This is a genomic window from Pseudomonas fluorescens, from assembly GCF_002837185.1.
Lineage (GTDB): Bacteria > Pseudomonadota > Gammaproteobacteria > Pseudomonadales > Pseudomonadaceae > Aquipseudomonas > Aquipseudomonas fluorescens_AM.
In genome coordinates, this window is sequence record NZ_KZ478018.1 from 14,765 (window position 1) to 33,585 (window position 18,821).

General features: G+C 60.0%; 23 protein-coding genes, 1 tRNA gene and 4 pseudogenes. 13 read left to right on the forward strand and 15 right to left on the reverse strand.

Annotated elements, in window-relative coordinates:
• Window position 1: 1 nt before the first annotated feature.
• On the reverse strand, window positions 2-271 hold the full coding sequence (locus CIB54_RS27740; RefSeq protein ID WP_232790597.1) for a hypothetical protein: 270 nt from the start codon (window positions 269-271) through the stop codon (window positions 2-4).
• Window positions 272-285: 14 nt separating this feature from the next.
• On the opposite strand from CIB54_RS27740, the pseudogene CIB54_RS22785 reads away from it, so the two are divergent.
• The 8 genes and pseudogenes from CIB54_RS22785 to CIB54_RS27865 form a co-directional block, all read left to right on the forward strand.
• Window positions 286-543: pseudogene (locus tag CIB54_RS22785) on the forward strand (hypothetical protein); the annotation flags it as partial.
• Between the two features lie 10 nt (window positions 544-553).
• On the forward strand, window positions 554-1,009 hold the full coding sequence (locus CIB54_RS27495) for a hypothetical protein (RefSeq protein ID WP_232790598.1): 456 nt from the start codon (window positions 554-556) through the stop codon (window positions 1,007-1,009).
• 11 nt (window positions 1,010-1,020) lie between these two features.
• Complete coding sequence (locus CIB54_RS27500; RefSeq protein WP_232790599.1) at window positions 1,021-1,359, forward strand: hypothetical protein; 339 nt, start codon at window positions 1,021-1,023, stop codon at window positions 1,357-1,359.
• Between the two features lie 62 nt (window positions 1,360-1,421).
• Complete coding sequence (locus tag CIB54_RS22795; RefSeq protein ID WP_101221038.1) at window positions 1,422-2,201, forward strand: hypothetical protein; 780 nt, start codon at window positions 1,422-1,424, stop codon at window positions 2,199-2,201.
• Between the two features lie 163 nt (window positions 2,202-2,364).
• Window positions 2,365-2,793 carry an RDD family protein gene (locus CIB54_RS22800; RefSeq protein WP_065952664.1) on the forward strand — a complete coding sequence of 143 codons (429 nt, stop codon included), beginning with the start codon at window positions 2,365-2,367 and terminating at the stop codon, window positions 2,791-2,793.
• A gap of 126 nt (window positions 2,794-2,919) precedes the next feature.
• Complete coding sequence (locus CIB54_RS22805; protein ID WP_232790600.1) at window positions 2,920-3,195, forward strand: hypothetical protein; 276 nt, start codon at window positions 2,920-2,922, stop codon at window positions 3,193-3,195.
• A 272-nt stretch (window positions 3,196-3,467) separates the two neighbouring features.
• Window positions 3,468-3,763 (forward strand): annotated as a pseudogene (gene gpJ / locus CIB54_RS22815) (TipJ family phage tail tip protein); the annotation flags it as partial.
• Window positions 3,714-3,884 carry a DUF4113 domain-containing protein gene (locus CIB54_RS27865; protein WP_256544607.1) on the forward strand — a complete coding sequence of 57 codons (171 nt, stop codon included), beginning with the start codon at window positions 3,714-3,716 and terminating at the stop codon, window positions 3,882-3,884. The pseudogene gpJ and the gene CIB54_RS27865, both read left to right, overlap by 50 nt.
• Before the next feature lie 3 nt (window positions 3,885-3,887).
• On the opposite strand, the pseudogene CIB54_RS22820 reads toward CIB54_RS27865, so the two are convergent.
• From CIB54_RS22820 to CIB54_RS22835, 4 genes and pseudogenes are all read right to left on the reverse strand, one after another.
• A pseudogene (locus tag CIB54_RS22820) lies at window positions 3,888-4,097 on the reverse strand (hypothetical protein).
• Window positions 4,098-4,204: 107 nt separating this feature from the next.
• Complete coding sequence (locus tag CIB54_RS22825; protein ID WP_065952667.1) at window positions 4,205-4,381, reverse strand: DUF3606 domain-containing protein; 177 nt, start codon at window positions 4,379-4,381, stop codon at window positions 4,205-4,207.
• Window positions 4,382-4,587: 206 nt separating this feature from the next.
• Window positions 4,588-4,674: transfer RNA gene (locus CIB54_RS22830), tRNA-Leu, on the reverse strand.
• Between the two features lie 136 nt (window positions 4,675-4,810).
• Window positions 4,811-5,338, reverse strand: a complete 528-nt coding sequence (locus CIB54_RS22835; RefSeq protein ID WP_101221039.1) for a DinB family protein — start codon at window positions 5,336-5,338, stop codon at window positions 4,811-4,813.
• Window positions 5,339-5,461: 123 nt separating this feature from the next.
• Here CIB54_RS22835 and CIB54_RS22840 point away from each other — a divergent pair, with 123 nt between their 5' ends.
• Window positions 5,462-6,151: a tellurite resistance TerB family protein gene (locus tag CIB54_RS22840; protein ID WP_065952669.1), complete on the forward strand. Its 690-nt coding sequence runs from the start codon at window positions 5,462-5,464 to the stop codon at window positions 6,149-6,151.
• On the opposite strand, the gene CIB54_RS22845 is transcribed toward CIB54_RS22840, so the two are convergent.
• The 7 genes and pseudogenes from CIB54_RS22845 to CIB54_RS27745 all read right to left on the reverse strand — a co-directional run.
• Complete coding sequence (locus CIB54_RS22845) at window positions 6,148-6,969, reverse strand: hypothetical protein (protein ID WP_101221040.1); 822 nt, start codon at window positions 6,967-6,969, stop codon at window positions 6,148-6,150. The genes CIB54_RS22840 and CIB54_RS22845 overlap by 4 nt on opposite strands.
• 19 nt (window positions 6,970-6,988) lie before the next feature.
• On the reverse strand, window positions 6,989-7,336 hold the full coding sequence (locus CIB54_RS22850) for a DUF2493 domain-containing protein (RefSeq protein ID WP_065952671.1): 348 nt from the start codon (window positions 7,334-7,336) through the stop codon (window positions 6,989-6,991).
• 61 nt (window positions 7,337-7,397) lie between these two features.
• A complete protein-coding gene (mgtA, locus tag CIB54_RS22855; RefSeq protein WP_101221041.1) occupies window positions 7,398-10,112 on the reverse strand; it encodes a magnesium-translocating P-type ATPase in 2,715 nt (904 codons plus the stop codon).
• Between the two features lie 234 nt (window positions 10,113-10,346).
• Window positions 10,347-10,640 carry a hypothetical protein gene (locus CIB54_RS22860; protein ID WP_101221042.1) on the reverse strand — a complete coding sequence of 98 codons (294 nt, stop codon included), beginning with the start codon at window positions 10,638-10,640 and terminating at the stop codon, window positions 10,347-10,349.
• A 475-nt stretch (window positions 10,641-11,115) separates the two neighbouring features.
• A complete protein-coding gene (locus CIB54_RS22865) occupies window positions 11,116-11,583 on the reverse strand; it encodes an arsenate reductase ArsC (protein WP_101221043.1) in 468 nt (155 codons plus the stop codon).
• Window positions 11,584-11,594: 11 nt separating this feature from the next.
• A complete protein-coding gene (locus tag CIB54_RS22870; RefSeq protein ID WP_101221044.1) occupies window positions 11,595-12,878 on the reverse strand; it encodes an arsenic transporter in 1,284 nt (427 codons plus the stop codon).
• 22 nt (window positions 12,879-12,900) lie between these two features.
• Window positions 12,901-13,083: pseudogene (locus tag CIB54_RS27745) on the reverse strand (transcriptional regulator); the annotation flags it as partial.
• A 144-nt stretch (window positions 13,084-13,227) separates the two neighbouring features.
• Between CIB54_RS27745 and CIB54_RS22880 the strand changes: the two are divergent.
• The 4 genes from CIB54_RS22880 to CIB54_RS22895 all read left to right on the forward strand — a co-directional run bounded on the left by CIB54_RS22880 (window position 13,228) and on the right by CIB54_RS22895 (window position 15,042).
• Window positions 13,228-13,443, forward strand: a complete 216-nt coding sequence (locus CIB54_RS22880) for a hypothetical protein (protein ID WP_065952677.1) — start codon at window positions 13,228-13,230, stop codon at window positions 13,441-13,443.
• Between the two features lie 70 nt (window positions 13,444-13,513).
• Window positions 13,514-14,209 carry an AzlC family ABC transporter permease gene (locus CIB54_RS22885; protein WP_065952678.1) on the forward strand — a complete coding sequence of 232 codons (696 nt, stop codon included), beginning with the start codon at window positions 13,514-13,516 and terminating at the stop codon, window positions 14,207-14,209.
• Window positions 14,206-14,517: an AzlD domain-containing protein gene (locus CIB54_RS22890; RefSeq protein ID WP_065952679.1), complete on the forward strand. Its 312-nt coding sequence runs from the start codon at window positions 14,206-14,208 to the stop codon at window positions 14,515-14,517. The genes CIB54_RS22885 and CIB54_RS22890 overlap by 4 nt, the downstream gene beginning before the upstream one ends.
• A 171-nt stretch (window positions 14,518-14,688) precedes the next feature.
• Window positions 14,689-15,042, forward strand: a complete 354-nt coding sequence (locus CIB54_RS22895; RefSeq protein WP_101221045.1) for a hypothetical protein — start codon at window positions 14,689-14,691, stop codon at window positions 15,040-15,042.
• A gap of 155 nt (window positions 15,043-15,197) precedes the next feature.
• Here CIB54_RS22895 and CIB54_RS22900 read toward each other — a convergent pair whose 3' ends face one another.
• From CIB54_RS22900 to CIB54_RS22910, 3 genes are all read right to left on the reverse strand, one after another.
• On the reverse strand, window positions 15,198-15,902 hold the full coding sequence (locus CIB54_RS22900) for a YoaK family protein (RefSeq protein WP_065952681.1): 705 nt from the start codon (window positions 15,900-15,902) through the stop codon (window positions 15,198-15,200).
• A gap of 66 nt (window positions 15,903-15,968) precedes the next feature.
• Window positions 15,969-17,603 (reverse strand): ATP-binding cassette domain-containing protein, encoded by a 1,635-nt coding sequence (locus CIB54_RS22905; protein ID WP_101221046.1) that lies wholly within the window; start codon window positions 17,601-17,603, stop codon window positions 15,969-15,971.
• 125 nt (window positions 17,604-17,728) lie between these two features.
• Entirely contained in the window at window positions 17,729-18,778 is a 1,050-nt protein-coding gene (locus CIB54_RS22910; RefSeq protein ID WP_065952683.1) for a DNA topoisomerase IB, read from the reverse strand.
• Between the last annotated feature and the right edge of the window lie 43 nt (window positions 18,779-18,821).

Consider the following 18,821-nt stretch of genomic DNA (forward strand, 5'->3'; position numbering starts at 1 on the left):
TTTAGCATTCGCTTGCCCTGTTTAGTTTGTCGCAGGCCGCCATGGCTTCGTCCTTAGTGAGATAAGGACCGCCAATGTAGTCGCCGTCTGCGAGCGAATCTTCAACTCGAAAACAGGACTGTTGGATTGGCTTGCTTGGAGGGGATTGGCCAAGCTCAAGCGCGAACATTTCAGAGTGCGGCACGTTTACGACGCTGTATCGGCTCGACATGGAGCATTCCTTGCTGATGAGTTGATCCTTACCAATACCGGCAACCAGCCACCATTTCAAGCTGAAGGTGCTTCATGGACAGGCCATTCCCTCCATCGTCACTGGTTGAGCTGTCCGACCTCTCCGAGTTCGGCATCCGCCTGACACCAGCGCCTGAGGTTTGGAACTGGCTCCAGTCCGAGATCCTCATCGGCATCGGCAGCATCCACAACGAAGACCAAGCCCATCTACTGGATGCAGACATCCGGGTCATGTGGGCATCGTCGAGCTTCGCCAAGCAGGGCCGCACAGTCCTGGGCCAGGCCGAGCAGGTAGCGTTCCGCGCTGGCGGATGAGTGCGCCGTGAAGCGCAACGAGCGCAACCTGCCCAAACCGAGCGGCATGGTTGAGGCTGAAAAGCTCGACGGCGCCGGCAACAAGTACCTGTACGAGAACTACACGAACCGGGCTCAGTACGAGCATTGGGTGCGTGACTCGTTGCGTTCAATGATGGGCCTGGTCTCGCGGCTTATACCTGAGATCGAACTACCTGCCGGCCTGAAAGGGCTGGAAGACAACGCCACTGCCGACGGCTTCGGCCTGAAGCAGTTGTTCTTCCGCATGGTGCGCCAAGCAATTTCCCACGGCCGGGTGCCGCTGGTGGTGAATATTGACGAGAGGCGCGTAAAACACGCCAGAACGACCAGCACGCCACGTTGCACAGCATCGTCATCACGGTGGCTGAGGCGGTCGAGCAGGGCTTGCGGTACGCAGCCGAGTGGAAGGGCTACGACCCCAAGCAGGTCAAGTTCAAGGTGAATCCTGAGTTTGTGACCCCTGTAGTTGACGCCCAGGTTCTCGCCGAGCTGCTTAAGGGCGTGATGGCCGGCACGATCAGCGCCGACACCTACTGGCAATACCTCACGCTGTCCGAGACGTTCGTGCCCTTTGAGCTTGAGTGGGGCCAGGTACGGCTGGCGGTGGAGCTTTACGCCGCAGAGCAGGGCTTCCAGATTCAGGAGCCGACACATTGCAATGAGCCGAATGGCCGGCGCACGCGGTTCAACCGGGATACGCCAGGCCTGCGAATGCGCCCGCCGCCATACGCGCCAAGCAGGACGCAGTTCGCCGATCACCTGGTGATGCGCGGGCTTCAACTCGTTCGATAAGTCATCGTTGAGCTCCCTACCATCTGCTGATATAAGGCTCCCTTTTTAAAGGGAGCGGAACAATGAATTGGATGCTTGGAGTGATTCTGCTGGTTGCGTGCGTCACGAGTGCAAGTCTCGGACTTACAGCTGGGATCAATTTGAATCCGGCGTCTACTGTCACGTACGTTTGGGATTGGAGTGCTGCAGGTGGATGGGTTTCAGGTATTGGAACCCTATTGGCTGTTATTGTCACGCTGTGGCAAGTTCGACGCCAGCAGGAGCGGGAGAAGCCCAGCGTAAAAGCGCAGCAAGACTTTGAGCTTGAGGCTAACTCTCTTTCAGTAGCACTTGTATCTACCGGCCTGGTGCCGTCAACCATCCTGAGCGCGCATCTCTCCTATAACGGAGGGGGAGCGCGGATAGATTTGTCTCATCATTGCCCCCATAGCACTGTCTACCCGCAACGTCTTGATCGAGGCGAGGTGATGAGCCTTTTATCGCTGAAAGATGTCAATTTCTACATGTTGGGTAGAAGCATCGTTGACCCGATCGTGGGCGCCTTAGAGGCTAAGGGCGAGCGGCCGGCAGTTCATGGCGTGGGGCTAAACCAAAAGTTTTTCGATGAGCTGAACTCAATATCCTCACGTGGCGCCACTCTGATTGTAAAAACGGCTTACGGGGTAGAGGAGTTCCCTTTTTCTCAGGATGCACTACGTGCGCTTCTCAAATATGCGATTGACGACGAGCTCATTCTGGCGAAACAACAACTTGAAAGTTGGAGCAGAGAGGACCGCAAGCTCTCCAAGATGCTTGCGGAAGAGCTGCAAAGGTGTCAAAGAAACGAAGACAAATCTGAATGAACCTTTAGGGGGGGTTAATAGACCAACTATAGAACCTTTGAGCACTGGTCGGGTGGTGCGGTTGAAATGATAGATGTACCAGGCAAGTGAGCAATTGCCCGGCCTCGCACTGGGCTTTTGCATCTGTGAATATTGAAATCAGATACCATTGGAGCGGAAACGCATGGAAGTGAGCACCATTCAAAATGAGTACCGAAAGCCAGACAACCTAGCCGGACTGGGGCGTCGGCTTGGAGGGCAGTGGATTGACTCGTTAATTAGTGTCTTTATGCTATTTTTCGTCGGGCGCGCGGCTGAGTTTCTTGGTTTTTCTCCAGATGTGGTCGCGATCTTAGCGTTCGGCTCTGCTGCGGCGTATTACCTGTTCTCCGACGCAATGCCCAACGGTCAAAGCGTGGGTAAAAAACTGTTGGGGATGTCAGTAATTGACGAGCGCAGCCACCTTAATTGCAATCTATATCAATCCTTCATGCGAAACATCACTACGCCTATTCTGAGCATTTTTGACTGGATATTTATCTTCTTTGGTTCACGGAAGCGCTTAGGAGACATGCTCGCATCCACCATAGTAGTCCGATTTAAGCAGCTGTAACTGTTGTAGGTCTGCCAAACCAAAGAGGGAACGACATGCGCGTGGTGTTGCATTTGATCCCAGACGGGTGGACACATGTATAGACTTGATCGCTTGAACGGCCTGCTGCGAGAGCAGGACTGTGTGATGTCAATTGACATCAAATTCAACGAATTCAAATACGATTTGGAGTTGGTGCTGTCTGCCAATGAGTCAGGTTCGGACGCGGTATCGCTAATTTTTCATGATGTCAGCGCTCTTGAGTTGAACGGATTCGGTGGCGGCCTGACCCAGTTCATGCATCTTGAGGCCTCCCGTGTATATGATGGCCTCGACAGAATTCGGTATGAAATCAGAGATCTGAGTGGCGGGAAGATCTCGTTCAGTTTTTTCAATTTTAGCGGGTCAAATATTCAGGGGTGATCATTCGGATTTTGATAGCGGCGGTAGCGGTGGCGATGCTGGCTGGGTGTATGGCACCAACGATGAACGAGGCCCGCCAAGAGGGGCCATACAAAGTGTTGACCTCAAAAAAATCCGACGCTGCACTGGCTAAGTGCGTTCATTACGAGTGGCAGAACCAGCCAATATTCGGGGGTACGCCTGGCGCAACGCTTCAGCCGGGGCGCGATAATGGATATACGGTCTTTACAGAAGGCTCCCAATATTTCGTGGACATTCAGCCGCAGGGTGCTGAGTTCGAAGGCACGCCAACCGCGCGCGACATCTACCTCGACAACACCCCCCTGCAAGACCCTCAGGGCAACATGAACTTCCCAAACGTGAAGTGGGAGTGGCGTACCGGGGCCGTGGACCAAAGCTATATCCAGGGCACCCCTTCGATTGAGAACGAAACCACGATCAGTACCGAGCTGCGCAGTGGGACGCCATGGGTGCGTGCCATCAGCAACACACCCAGCTTTGCGCTGTGCGCGTCCGTTTTGCGTGGCCTGCGCTTCAGTCAGTGGACTCTGGCGGAAACGTCAACGGCAAGGGGAACGCTTCGTTCTGCTAGCGTGCCCACCAATCCCGACGGGGGTATGCGTCGGGAGATGATGAGCCAGAGCTACACCACCAAGCTGGACCAGCTTTGGGCTGTAGCCTGCAAGTAGCTGTTATTCAGGACTCATCAATACCGCCAGAGTCAGTTTGATGAAATCCTCGTTATCGTCGATGGCTTGAAGGGCGCCACGAACATTATCCGCTATCTCGGCAGAGCCACGCTGCTCCACCCAGTTGGATAATTCCATGATGGACGCCTCAAGGGCGAGTTGGTTTTCTTAGAGTTTGGAAAGCAGGGAAGGGATCAAATCGGAATTGGGCATGGCGAGTTCTCCGTGAGGTGAACAGCGTAGCAGGGAGTGCTGGCAGCGCAATAACCGCAATGAGGTTCAGGAAACAGCCCCGCTAGAACGCGGGGCGTTACCACTCTTCACTTACCGAGTTTCTTGCGTACGTCGTCAACCATTGGACCAACAGCTTTCACTGCATCTTTGAGCTGTTGCTCAGTTACACCAAACTCTTTGGTCCAATGCTTCACCTCCCAAGCTTCCGAGGTGTTTACTCGAGCACGATCCTGCGGGCCGCGGTTTTTCAAATCGTCAGACATAATTAGCTCCTTACGGGATAGCTTGGAAGCGCCCAAGCCTATCTCGATAGAACGTTAGTACAGGACGGTAGTTCGGTCTGATAAAGAGGTGGGGAATTCGTTCGGCAGGACGCCAGGGGAGGGGGAATTGCGGAGCAGATCTCAGAATTGCGGAGCAAAAACGATAAGGGCCTGCCCAGGTTTCCCCGGCAAGCCCTTGATATCTATGGTGCCCGAACCCGGAATCGAACCGGGACGCCCTTACGAGCGGGGGATTTTAAGTCCCATGCGTCTACCAGTTTCGCCATTCGGGCGGTAGCGCGGTGCAGCAGGGTTGCGAATATATAGATCCAGACGCTTCGGTGCAACCTCGATGCATCCTTTCCTGCACAAACACAGGTCTGAAAAAACCTGCCAGATCAGTGATCTACGCTGCGGGGCAGGCTCCGCTCAGTCAATCAGCGCGAGCAGGTCGGTATCACCCACGTCCACGCCGGCCTGACTCAATAATGTGGTGACCTGGCCGCGATGATGGGTCTGATGGTTGAAGAAATGCATCAGCAGGCCGAAAAACGGTTTTTCAGACGCTACACCGCCCATGGTGTGATAACTCAATCGCAGGTCCAGGTGAGCGTCGCGCAAGCTGTGGGCCCAATCGAGGATGAGTTGATCCAGCCAGGCCAGATGGGTCGAGAGTTCACGGATGTCTGCGAACGCCAATTGCCTGAGGTCGCCGGGTGTGGCGATGGCGTTCAAGGGCGCCAACGCGCTGAACCCGGCCGGGTGCTGGGCAAATCGTTTGAGCCAGACGGTGTCGCCCAGTGCCAGGTGATTGAGGGTGCCCAGGATCGAGCCAAAAAATGCCTGCCGGTCCGCAGTCAACGCCGCGTCTGTGAGCGTGCCGGCAGCCTTATAGACCTTGCGATTCATCCATTGATTGTAGTTGGCCATCAACCCGATGTGCTCGATTCGGTTCACCTGGGTTCTCCCTTGAGGTGGTGGTGGCACCATCATAGAGCTTGCCCGCCCGGCGGTCATGGTGTTCCATCGGCGGCGAACTATGGTTGATTAATGCCACTACGCGCCTGGGAGGGCGACACCATGAATACCGGCGATCTATTGGAACAACTGTTGCGCGGCGCAGGGCAGGGCGGCGCTTCTTCGGGCGGCGGTTTGGGCGGGGTGCTTGGAGGACTGCTCAAGGGCAACCGCGCCGGTAATGCTTCGGGCGGCGGCCTCGGCGATTTATTGGGTGGGCTCGGCGGCATGCTGGGCGGTGGCGCGGCTACGCGTCCAACACAAGGGCGCGCCGGGGGGATGAACTACGCCGCGTTGGCTTCTCTCGGGATGATGGCCTACAAGGCGTATCAGGCCTGGCAGAGCCAGCAGGCGAGCCAGGCGCAACCCGCTTTCCAGACAGCCGACCAGCTCTCGGGCGCGCAAGTCGAAGCGCACAGCCATGCAGTGCTGCGCGCGCTGATCGCTGCCGCCAAAGCCGATGGCCACATTGATGAAAAAGAGCAGCAGCTGATTTCCAATGAGCTGGGCAAGCATACTGACGACCCGCAATTGCAGGAGTGGCTCGACGCTGAAGTCGCCAAGCCGCTGGATGCTGCGGATTTCGCCGAGTTTGCCGCAGACCCGGCGGTGGCGGCCGAGGTGTATCTGGCCAGTGTCCTGTTGGTCGATGACCAACAGGATGCAGAGCGCAATTACCTGGACGACCTGGCGGGGCAACTGCACATCGATCCGCAGTTGCAATTGCACCTTGAGCAGCAGGCCAAGGCCTAAAACCTCAGCGTTGCCGCCGTGGTCAGCCACTGGTCACGCTCGCCGATCAGGCTGCGCCCGAGCACCAGGTCCACGTCGACAGACTCGCCGACGTGGAATCGCGGTCCGGCCTGCCAGGCCTGATCTCCGCCTTCCTGGCCGTAGCGCTCGGCGAGCAGCGTGAGGACCTCCGCCACGCGATATTCAAACCCCGCGCCCCAGGTCAGGCGCTGCTGCTGGTCCCCGTCGTTGTAGGCATGATTCCAGCCGGCATTCAGATTCAGGCGTAAAGCGTCCAGGGCTTGCCACGTCAACGGCAGGTTGAAGTCAGCGCCATCGAATGTGTGCTGTCTGTCCAGGGCAAAGTGCGCCCCGGCGGCAATCGCCAGTTCGAGCCCCCAATCGTCCCGCGACAGCACCTGTACCTTTATTTGCGGGCTGACTTGAGTTTCGCCTTTGCCCTCGGCAGTAGCGCGCGACAATGCCGTTCCCCACTGCACCGAGGGCATCTCGTTGAACGTACAGGCCGGCGACACGGTTTGGTTATGTGTAGCGCCGGCGTGCCGGTTGGCGGTGTGCCAGGCGTCGACATTACATTCGCCAGGGGCATTGATGGCGCCATCGTCCACCACATAGGCGCCGCCTGCCGCATGAGCCTTCGCAAAAAACACCATGAGCAGGACGACACCCAGGCTCACCCCGATGAATATCAGATTGCGCTGCAACGCACGGCGCTTGGCCGGCGGCAACAGCAGCAGGGTAGGACGCACACTGCGCGAGTGACGCGCGCGGTATTTGGCAAACCCGTCCGCCTGCTTTGGCTTGTGAGGGTTGTGCATGATGCACCTCGCTTGAATTTCAGCTTTCTACGCTCAGCACCGAAATGCCGCTGGCTTTGGCCTGGCAGACCAGCTCCGAGGTGTCGTCACCACCCGGCAGGGCGATGATCACGTCGGGGCGGCTGTCGGCCAGCATGAAGTGGTTGCGCTGGCGTTCCGCCTGCTTGCCGTGGCGTTGCCAATTCGGCGGATAGCGCACCACGTCAATCGCGTTTTCGCGGGCCCATTCCTCGATGTCGCTGCCCAGGAACTGGTTGCCGCCATGGATCAGCACCTGCACCGGGCGCAGGCGGTGGTAAGCGTCCAGCACCTGGCGGGACTTTTTGCTGTCGGCGTAATGCCGACCTGCACAGATCAACACGCGCATGAGTAAATCCTTGTGTTGCACGGTGAGGGTCGGGCGACCTTCACCGTTTGAACGGAGGGGGTCAGTACCACTGCTTGAAGCGGCGGATGTAAATCGTCTTCATCAGTTGGGCGACACAGCAGTAGGCGAGCAGGGTGCCCACCAGCCATGGGAAGTACGCCAGCGGCAGCGGTTGCAGGCCCACCAGGGTGCCCAGGGGCGAGAACGGTACGTAGATGCCCAGGGCGATGACGATGCCGGTCATCATCAACACCGGCCAGGCGGCCGTGCTCTGGAAGAACGGGATCTTGCGGGTGCGCAGCATATGCACCACCAGGGTTTGCGAGAGCAGGCCCTCGATAAACCAGCCGGACTGGAACAGGGTCTGCATTTCCACGCTGTTGGCCGAGAACACGTACCACATCAGGGCAAAGGTGGTGATGTCGAAGATCGACGAGGTCGGCCCGATCCAGATCATGAAGCGACCGATGTTTTTCGCGTCCCACTTGCGCGGCTTGGCCAGGTATTCCTTGTCCATCTTGTCCCACGGCAGGGCCAGTTGGGAGATGTCGTACATCAGGTTTTGCAGCAACAGGTGAATCGCCAGCATCGGCATGAACGGAATGAACGCACTGGCCACCAGCACCGAGAACACGTTGCCAAAGTTGGAACTGGCGGTCATGTTCAGGTACTTCATGATATTGCCGAAGGTCTCGCGGCCTTTGAGCACGCCTTCTTCGAGCACCATCAAGCTCTTTTCCAGCAGGATGATATCGGCCGACTCCTTGGCGATATCGGTGCCGCTGTCCACCGAAATACCCACGTCGGCATCGCGCAGGGCCGGCGCATCGTTGATCCCGTCGCCGAGGAAACCGACGGTGTGGCCGTTGGCTTGCAGCGCCTTGAGCACCCGTGATTTCTGCAGCGGGGTGAGCTTGGCAAACACCGTGCGTTCTTCCACGCAGCGCAGCAGCGTCGCGTCGTCCATCGCTTCGATTTGCGGCCCCAGCAGCGGTTGGCCGGGCTCGAGGCCGACCTGGCGGCAGATCTTGCTGGTCACGACCGCGTTGTCGCCGGTCAGCACTTTGACCGCCACACCGATCTGTTGCAGCGCGGTAATCGCCGGGCCGGCCGTTTCCTTTGGTGGATCAAGGAACGTCAGGAAACCATGGATCACCAGATTGCGTTCATCGGCGGTGGTGTACTGCTGGCGCGCCAGCGCTGCAGGGATGGTGCGGGTGGCGACGACCAGCACGCGAAAGCCGTCTTCGTTGTAGTCATTGGCGATCGCCAGCAACTGCTCGCGGCGGCGCTCATCCAGCGGTACGGCGGCGCCGTTTTCCAGGGCGTGGGTGGAAATGCTCAGCATTTCTTCCACGGCGCCCTTGCACACCAGCAGATGATCGCCGACGGCGTCCTTGACCATGATCGACAGGCGCCGGCGGACGAAATCGAACGGCAATTCATCGACTTTGCTGTAGGCAAACGGCACTTCGAACTTGGGATTCTGCGCAGCGAACTGCACCACGGCCTGGTCCATCAGGTTCTTCATGCCGCTCTGGTGAAAGCTGTTGAGCCAGGCCAGGGACAGCACCGCATCATCGCGCTGGCCAAAGGCGTTGACGTGATGCTCCAGGATGATCTTGTCCTGGGTCAGGGTGCCGGTCTTGTCGGTGCACAGCACATCCATCGAGCCGAAGTTCTGGATCGCATTGAGGCGCTTGACCACCACTTTGCGCCTGGCCATGGCCGTGGCGCCTTTGGCCAGGTTGGCGCTGACGATCATCGGCAGCATTTCCGGGGTGAGGCCTACCGCAACGGCGAGGGCGAACAGGAAGGCATCGCCCCAATCACCTTTGGAGAAACCGTTGAGGAAGAACACAATCGGCACCATCACCAGCATGAAGCGGATCAGCAACCAACTGACGCTGTTCACGCCACGGTCGAACGCGGTCTGTACCCTTGAGCCGACAATCGCCTTGGCCAGCGAGCCGAAGTAGGTGCGCGGCCCGGTGGCGACCACTACGGCCTTGGCCCTGCCGCTGACCACATTGGTGCCCATGAAGCAGATGTTCGGCAGGTCGAGCAGGTTGCCCTGGTCGGCAGGCAGTGGGGACGCGGACTTTTGCGTGACATCGCCGAGGGTGTCGTATTTTTCCACCGGCAAGGCTTCACCGGTGAGCACCGCCTGGCTGATAAACAGGTCGCGGGATTCGATCAGGCGGATGTCGGCGGGGATCATGTCGCCGGCCGACAGGTGCACGATGTCGCCGGCGACCAGCTCGCGCATCGGCACTTCGCGCAGGGTCGGCCGGGCGCCCACCTGTTCGCGACGCAGCACCGTGGCGGTGGTGCGCACCATCGCCTTGAGCGCCTCGGCGGACTTGGCCGAGCGGTGTTCCTGCCAGAAACGCAGCAGGCTGCTGAGCAGCACCATGGTCATGATAATGATGACCTTGGTAGGGTCGGCTTCTTCGCCGTCCTGCATCGGCAGCCAGCAATCGGTGATAAAACTGATGCCGCCCAGGGTCAGCAATACGTAGATGAAAGGATTGTTCAGTGCCTGCAGGAACTGGACGAGGGCGTGAGGCGGCTTGTCATGGGCCACTTCGTTGTAGCCTTCGCGGTGCAGGCGCGCCGAGGCGTCCAGTTCGGTCAGGCCATCCTGGGTGGCGCGTACGTTGGCCAGGGTGGCCGACAGGCCGTTGCGGGCTTCGCGGGCGGCGCGCATCGACAATCTGGTGTTGTCGTCGATGCTTTTTTTCTGCGGCAGTGGCGTGTTTTTTACGGCGCTCATGGTGTGTACTCCTGTCGCCAACTCTCGACAAAACATACCCGTTACTTGCCTGTTTACAGGCGAGCGAAAGCATGCCGAGCCGCGAACTTCGCGATCGGTTTAAATAAGATCTGGATAATCACTTACCGTAAATGCTGAGCACGCGTTTATTAACGTGCGCGCAGCAATTCACGACTGGATAAGTTCACAAGGAACTCCAGTGCATCAATAAGAAAGTTACTGTTTCCAGTCAGGTCAGGCGGCGCGAGCGCTCACGTGAGAACCGAGCATCACGCCCGTGCGGGCCAGGCTGGAAACGCTGGGTCTTTGCGGGTCCTGAGGGTCGGCGTGATCCGGGTGCTGCACCCACTGGCCGCTTTGCGGGCAGGCACGCCAATGGGCCAGCGGGCGGGCCGGGCGCACTTGCAGGGAGGATGAAACAAACGCTGCGGGGGCAGGGGGCAAGCCTGCGGGCGCACGGCACTGCTTGGTGCGCAGGGCGGCGGCCAGGGTGCGTACATCAAGTAAAACATGGGTTTGGAAGGTCATAACACACCTCGGGACCGGACACGCGACCGGCGAGGCAGTTACGGTGGAGCATCAAGCTCTAGCGCAGCTTACCGGGCCTGGAAGGCGAGTCCCGTCATGTTCTGGGTTTGGCGCCCGACGCCCGCTGAGGCGGTGCTCGGACAGCGACTCGATACTGTGTCCATTGGCTTCTTTTGTGAGGTTTAAAAAAGGCCCCTGTGGCGGGCAGGGGCAATTTACTCAGGCAGTTACAGAATGTCAACGCATGGTTAATTAAATGATCGGGTATTCAGAGTTGGTTCAGATAAGTGTGCGCTCATTTAACTTCAAATATCGCGTGCTGTAATAGGACGCTCTGAGCGAGTACCGGCACTGTGTGGCAGGGGGCTTGCTCCCGATAGAGGCATATCAGTCAAATAGGTGTACCTGACGCACCGCTATCGGGAGCAAGCCCCCTCCCACAGTTCTGATCGTCTTCGACATGGACACCGGTCGGTTAGGAAGCGATGCGGTCCAGTTCGATCTTCAATTGGGCGGGACTGATAGTTGCAAACGGCAAATGGAAAAAAGCCTGGCAACGGCTGATGATGATCGCCAGCGTTTTCTGGAACGCGGCCTCCACGCTGGCCTCATCCCCCTTAACATCTGACGGGTCCTCCAGGCCCCAGTGGGTTTTCACGCAAGGTCCGAAATACACTGGGCAGGCTTCACCCGCAGCCTTGTCGCACACGGTGATTACCACGTCCGGCGGGCTGCCTTCGAACGCCTCATTGCCCTTGCTGTACAAGCCTTCGGTGCTGATGCCTGCCGCTTGCAGCGTACTCAGGCTGCGCGGCAGTACCTGGCCCTTGGGAAAACTGCCTGAGCTGATCGCCTCGAAACCCGGCGGTGCCAGATGGTTGAACACCGCCTCGGACAAAATGCTGCGACAGCTGTTGGCGGTACACATGAACAGAACTTTCATCACGGCATTCCTTAGAAACTCAGGCGCAAGGCCAGGGCGGCGAGGGTGATCAACAGCACCGGCACAGTCAGCACAATCCCGACCTTGAAGTAGTAGCCCCAAGTAATGGTGATGCCCTTGCGCGCCAGGATGTGCAGCCACAGCAGAGTGGCGAGGCTGCCGATAGGGGTGATTTTCGGGCCCAGGTCGCTGCCGATCACGTTGGCGTAGATCATCGCGTCCTTGACCACGCCCACGGCATGGCTGGACTCGATGGACAGCGCGCCGATCAACACCGTTGGCAGGTTGTTCATCGCCGAGGACAACAACGCGGTCAGCACGCCGGTGCCCATGGCCGCGCCCCACACGCCATAGCTGGCGAAGGTGTCGAGCCAGGTGGCGAGGTAATCGGTCAGGCCGGCGTTACGCAAGCCGTACACCACCAGGTACATGCCCAGGGAAAAGATCACGATCTGCCATGGCGCGTCTTTCAAGACTTTGCGCGTGGAGATTTTGTGGCCCTTGGCGGCGATCACCAGCAACAGCACGGCGCACACCGCGGAAATCGCGCTGATGGGAATGCCCAGCGGTTCCAGCGCGAAGCAGCCTACCAGCAGAATACCCAGCACCCACCAGCCGGCACGAAAAGTCGCACGGTCGTGGATGGCACTGTCGGGTTGTTCCAGGTCGGCCGGGTCGTAGGTCTGCGGAATATCACGGCGGAAAAACCACAGCAGCACCGCCAGGGTCGCGGCGACGCTGACCAGGTTCACCGGCACCATCACCGCGGCATATTCGTTGAAGCCGATCTTGAAATAATCCGCCGAGACGATATTCACCAGATTCGACACCACCAGCGGCAGGCTCGCCGTGTCGGCGATAAAGCCTGCGCCCATGACGAATGCCAGCGTCGCCGCCGGAGAAAAGCGCAGGGCCAGCAGCATCGACATCACAATCGGGGTGAGGATCAACGCCGCGCCGTCATTGGCGAACAGTGCCGACACCAGTGCGCCGAGCAGCACCATGTAGGCAAACAGGCGCCGGCCCCGGCCACGCCCCCAGCGCGCCACATGCAGCGCGGTCCAGGCAAAGAAGCCGGCTTCATCCAGCAACAGGCTGATGATGATCAGGGCGACAAAGGTACCGGTGGCGTTCCAGATGATGTGCCACACCACCGGAATATCCGCCAGGCTGATTACCCCGCATGCCAGGGCCAGGATCGCGCCCAGGCTGGCGCTCCAGCCGACGCCCAGGCCCTTGGGTTGCCAGATGACCAGCACGATGGTGACAAGGAAAATCGCAATTGCGACAAGCATGAATTAACGCTCCGATGGCGCAGCAGCAGGTGCTGGCCCGTTGTGGTCTGTCGCCCATTGCCTGCAGACGCAACGCGTCGTTCTGCAGGCAGGGCCGGCTGTCATCCAAGGCATGGATCAGTTCGCCTACGTAAAGTTCGCGCTCGCGCAGGATTAATAGCGTCAGCCGTGCTCGGCCGGCATCGGCCAGGCATTTGAACAGCATTGCGGATAAACGGCCATGTAAGTCAAATCCTGATTTCGGTTGACGTGGATCAACTGCCCGATGATCGACCACAAGTGATTGAAATTAAACTGAAACACGAATGTCCTAAAGTGCCCGCCCATTGCTGATGAAGGAAGCTCCCGCGTGACCCGAGCCACTCGTAACCTGCGCAAAACCCTGGATTCCATCGCGGAAAATAACGAAACCGCGGCGTTCGATCTCATGCGTGCCGTCGAAAAACTCGGCGATGAAGTGCTGCGCCAGCGCCTGCTCAACAGCATTCACCGGTTGAATCAGGACGCCTGCGAACTGCGCGAAGCGCGCGATTCGGTGGAGATGGTTTCGGTAAAACTGGCCTGAGCAAGATCGTTCAAGACAAGCGCCCGAGTGCGCTGCATGCTTGCCGACTGTTTGTCGATGAGCCCAGTCCATGCCTGCTGCCCTCCCTCGTGACGCGTTCACACGTGGCGCCATTGCTGTCATTCCGTTATCCCTGGCCTGTGCCCCCTGGGGGTTGCTCGCCGGCTCCATGGCCATCGATGCGCAGTTCACGCCGCTGCAAGCCCAGGGCCTGTCCGCCATCGTGTTTGCCGGTGCGGCTCAACTGGTGGCGATCGGCATGGTCAAAAGCGGCGCCAGCCTGCTCTCCATCGTGCTGACCACCTTGCTGCTGACCTCCCAGCATTTGCTCTACGGCATGCACATGCGCCCGACACTGTCCTCGCTCAACACCCGCTGGCGCATGAGCCTGGGTTTTCTGTTGACCGACGAGTTCTTTGCGCTGGTCAATCACTATGACCGCCAGACCTTCAATCGCTGGTATGCCCTGGGTGTCGGCCTGACGTTTTATATCATCTGGAACCTGTTCACCCTGGCCGGCATTGTCCTGGGCAAAAGTATTCCCGGCCTGGACCAGCTGGGGCTGGAGTTTTCGATTGCCGCGACCTTTATCGCCCTGATCACGCCGGTGGTGCGCGACGTGCCGACGGTGGTCTGCGTCGCCGTCTCCCTGTTGTGTTCGGTATGGCTGAGTTACCTGCACTGGGAATCGGCGGTGGTGGTCTCGGGCGTATTGGGGATGAGCGCAGGGTTCGCCTGCAAGCGCCTGGGAGTAGGGCAGCGATGATCTACCTGATGATTGTGGCGATGGCGCTGGTGGTGTTTTTCAATCGCTACCTGTTTATCGAGCCGCGCCTGCCGGTACGGCTCAATCGGGGCACGCGTGAGTTCCTCGGGTTTGCCGTACCGGGCATGCTCACCGCGATTTGCGGGCCGATTATTTTCATCAAAGACCACCAGCTCGACCTGAGCCTTAGCAATCCCTACTTGCTGGCCGGAGTGTGCGCCGTGGGGTTGATGCTGTGCACGCGCAGTGTGCTGGTCACCGTGCTGTCGAGCATGGCGCTGTTCTATCTGCTGCGCTGGTGGTTGTGAACCGCAGGCGAAAAAAAGCCCGCGGGAGGGCGGGCAGAAGGGAGACTTCTAAAAATGAGCGTGGCCACTATAAGACGCCGGCTTTGCCTTTACAGTGAAACAAAGTTCATGGGCGCGTCAGTTGGCGGCGGCGCAATGGTAGAGTCACGGTTTTCCCAAGGAAGCACAGGCATGCACAAAGTGGTGATAGGCGCATTGGTACTGGCGACGCTGGCCGGCTGCGCGGGTTCGAAGATGAAGGAGGCGCGTGCGGGCAGCCCGTACAAGACCATGGCGTCGGACAAGGCCACCCTGGTGGTCGCCCAATGCATCCAGTACGGCTGGCAGGACGAAAGCGTGTTCGGCATCGATGCCGGCGGCTTCAAGGAAGCCACCGAGGCGGGAGGCTTTACGGTATACACCACGGGCGGTGACTACTTTGCGGATGTACAGAGCACGGGGGCGGGTTCTAGCGTCAAGTATTACGCCGCGGAGGACACGATGCCCGCCAAACGCCGTCTGGCTGCGCTTGCCACTTGTCTGTAATACCTTGCCTTAGTCATATTCGGAAACGCCCGGCGGGACAGCCGTCGGGCATTGGCCTATTATTCACCGGCTCGCCCGACGTGATGGCTCTTTACCGGTACACGGATGTCGAGGCCGAAACGTCGGGCGGGCACCTCTTTTCCAAACCCTGGTGTTCAGCGTGGCATGAAGCCCAGCTGCCAGCGCCGGGGAATCGCCAGGGTCGCCAGGCCCAGTGACCCCGCCAATGCGCCACTGACCCAGAGTGCGCGCAGCCCGATCTGCTGTTCCAGCAGCGCCCCGATCACCGCGCCGACAAACATCCCTGCCCACGGGATCAACTGCATGCGCCAGCCATTGCGGCGTTCGCCCATCAGCCAGCGGCCCAGCCCGCGACCAAAGCGTGAGAGCGCCCCGGTGACATAGGTGAGCCCCACCGGCACGCCATTGACTTGCTCGACGGCCGCGTTAAGCATGCCCATGGCGATAATCGCCGCCAACAGAGCGGGCAGCGTATCGGACCAGGGCAGCAGTGCCGCACCGCAGAGCAGGGCGCCGATGCTGAGCAGCAAGGGCAGCGCGTGGCGCTTGCTCAAGCGGCTGACGATAACCCCCAGCGCGTTGCCGATGATGAAGGTGGCAACCAGCAATACCAGGCGCGCGGTAAGCCCCCCGTCGCCTGCACTGATCGCGACCGCCAGGCGCGTGGTGTTGCCGCTCATGAACGAGACAAAATCGCCGCTGGCCATGAAACCAATGGCATCGGTCATGCCAGCGAGTACCGACAAACCGGCCACCAGCAGCAAGCCCACGCGTCCACGCCAGCGTTGTCGATGGGCGAGGGCAGCATTGGCGGAGGGCTTGAGGGGCGAAGGCAGCATCGGCCGGTTTCCAGTGAGATTATCCGGCCACTACCCTAGGACGCTTTGCGACTGCGTGCAATCAGATCACACAGGCTCCAGGCGCCACCCGCTGCTGTACCAGCTCAGGTAATGGCTGGGTTGGATCGCCTGCAGGAACGCTTCATCGTGGGACACCGCCACCAGCGCGCCGGTAAAGCCCTTCAAGGCCTGTTCAAAGGCCATCACCGTCTCCAGGTCCAGGTGATTGGTCGGCTCGTCGAGCAGCAACAGTTGCGCCGGTGTTGCGCGCCACAAAGCGACCGCCATCGCCGCTTTCAACCGCTCGCCACCGCTGAGTTGCCCCGCGGGTCGGGTCACGCGCAAGGCATCCAGTTGCAGCAAGGCCAGGCGCGTACGCAGTTCGCCTTCGACCAGCGGCGTGTCGAGCAGGTTGAGCTGATCGACGATACTGCGCTGGTCGTCCAGCAGCGTCAGGTGCTGGTCGATATAGGCGCAGGGCACCGAGACCGCGCACGTGCCACTGACGGCGTGCCATTGCCCGGCAAGCAACTTGAGCAAGCTCGATTTACCGCAACCGTTCGGCCCGCGCACCGCCACGCGCACAGGCCCGGTCAGGTCCAGGCTCAGATAGGTTGACGGTGCACGCGGATCCAGCCAGGGCAACTGCGCCTGTTGCAGGCTGACCACCTGGCGACCGTTGGCCAGCGCCGAACCGGGTAAGGTCAGCAAGGTCGGCGTCTCGTCCACCACACGCTCGTAGGCCTGGCGCACCTGCGCGTCGAGTGCGTCTTTGTGATCGCGATGGGCGCTGCCCCGGGCGCTGACGATTTGCGTGGCCGCGCTTTTCCAGCGCGCCCTGGTAAACCGGTCGACGTTGGCGGTCTCGGCCTGTTTGCGTGAGTGCGCCGCGTGGCGCTGCAGGCTGTCATGGGCCTTTTGCAAGCGTTGACGTTCGCGGCTGCGCTGCTCGCGGGCGCATTCCCACGCTGCGTTAGCCGCCTGCTGTTGGGCGTCGCGTTGCTCAAGATAGGCGGCGTAGTTGCCGCCGTAAGCCTGCACACCGAGGGGCGACAGTTCGATGATCCGGCCCATGGTGTTGAGCAGCTGCCGATCATGGCTGACCACCACCAGGCCACCGCGCCAGGCAGCCAATTGCTGCAGCAGCCAGGCACGCCCGCAACTGTCGAGGTGGTTGCTGGGCTCGTCGAGGATCAACAACTGCGGCGCCGCCAGCCATGCGCCGATCAGTGCGACCCGGGCCAATTGGCCACCGCTGAGACGATCAACCTGCGAAGCGGCGCTGAGCGATGGCAAACCTGCCGTATCCAAGGCCGTACGCAGGCGTTCGGCAAGGTCCCAGCGCTCATCGATCAGCTCCAGGTCACCGGCCAGACCCACGCCCTGAATCATGCGTTCAAGGGCGGCCAGGCACTGGGCGGTACCGGTCAGATCGGCGACGGTCGCACCGGGCCACACCACCACGGTCTGGGGCACGTACACCACATGGGCCGGTGCTTTCAGCGTACCGGAGGAAGGCTGCAGGATGCCGGCCATCAATTGCGCCAGGATACTTTTGCCGCGCCCGTTGCGCCCGACGATCCCGGTGGGCGTCTGGTCGATGGACAAGGTGAGGTCTTCCAGCACGGTGTCGCCATTGGCGAACTGGAAACACAGGTGTTGCAGGGAAATCAATGCGGGCAGCCGGTTGACGTGAGTCATCAGCACCTCCAGGAAAATGTCGAACAGGCCAACAAGCGCGCCAGGCGGCTCGTTGCAGAGGCATTTTTGGAAGGCTTAGTTGTTCACGTCGGCAATCGTCCCGAGAGTCAGAAGGGATTTGGAGGCTAACCCACCTTGGCTGGCTTGGGCAAGTCGGCGACCAGTTGCTCAAGGAACATCGCCAAGGCGACTTCTTCGGCTTTGAGGCCCTTGCGCACCCGAGGCTTGGGCAGCTTGGACAGCTCACCCAGGCTGAAATGTTCGAGCACCGCCGGGTGGATATAGCACTTGCGACACACCGCCGGCGTATTGCCCAGTTGCCTCGCGACGTCCTTGACCATCGCCACCACATGGCGCTTGGCGTCGGACTCCGGTTGCCACGCCAATTCGCGCAACACCGCCAGTGCCATGGCCGTGCCGGCCCAGGTGCGGTAGTCCTTGGCGGTGAAATCCTCGCCGGTCAGGCTATGCAGGTACGCGTTGACGTCCTGGGAGCTGACGGTATGGCGCTCGCCGTTTTCGTCCAGGTACTGGAACAGGTTTTGCCCGGGCAGTTCCATGCAGCGTTTGACCACGCTGGCCAGACGCCGGTCCTTGACGCTGATTTGATGCTCCACGCCGCTCTTGCCGCGAAACTGGAATTTTATCTCGCTGCCCTTGATGTCCACGTGACGGTTGCGCAGGGTGGTCAGGCCGTAGGATTTGTTGTCGCGGGCGTACTGGGTATTGCCGACGCGGATCAGCGTGGCATCAAGCAACATCACCACCGTGGCCAGCACCTTTTCGCGGGTGAACCCGGGCTGGGCGATCTGTGCTTCCAATTGTTTGCGCAACTTGGGCAAGGCAGCGCCGAACGCCTGCAGCCGCGCGTACTTGTCGCTGTCGCGCACCTCACGCCAGCGCGCATGGTAGCGGTACTGCTTGCGACCACGGGCGTCGCGGCCGGTGGCTTGCAGGTGGCCACGCGGGTCGGCGCAGATCCACACATCGGTGTAGGCGGGCGGCACCGCCAGCGCATTCAGGCGCTTGATCTCATCGGCATCGGTGATGCGCTCGCCGTCGGGAGCGAAATACTGGAACTTGCCGCGCAGCTTTTTGCGGCGGATTCCGGGTTGGCTGTCGTCAACGTAATGCAGGTCGCGGGGCAGATCGGCGGGCAGCGAAGAGTCGTGCATGGTGCGGGTTCCTTGGCAATGGATCAGGCCGGTATGTCTGATT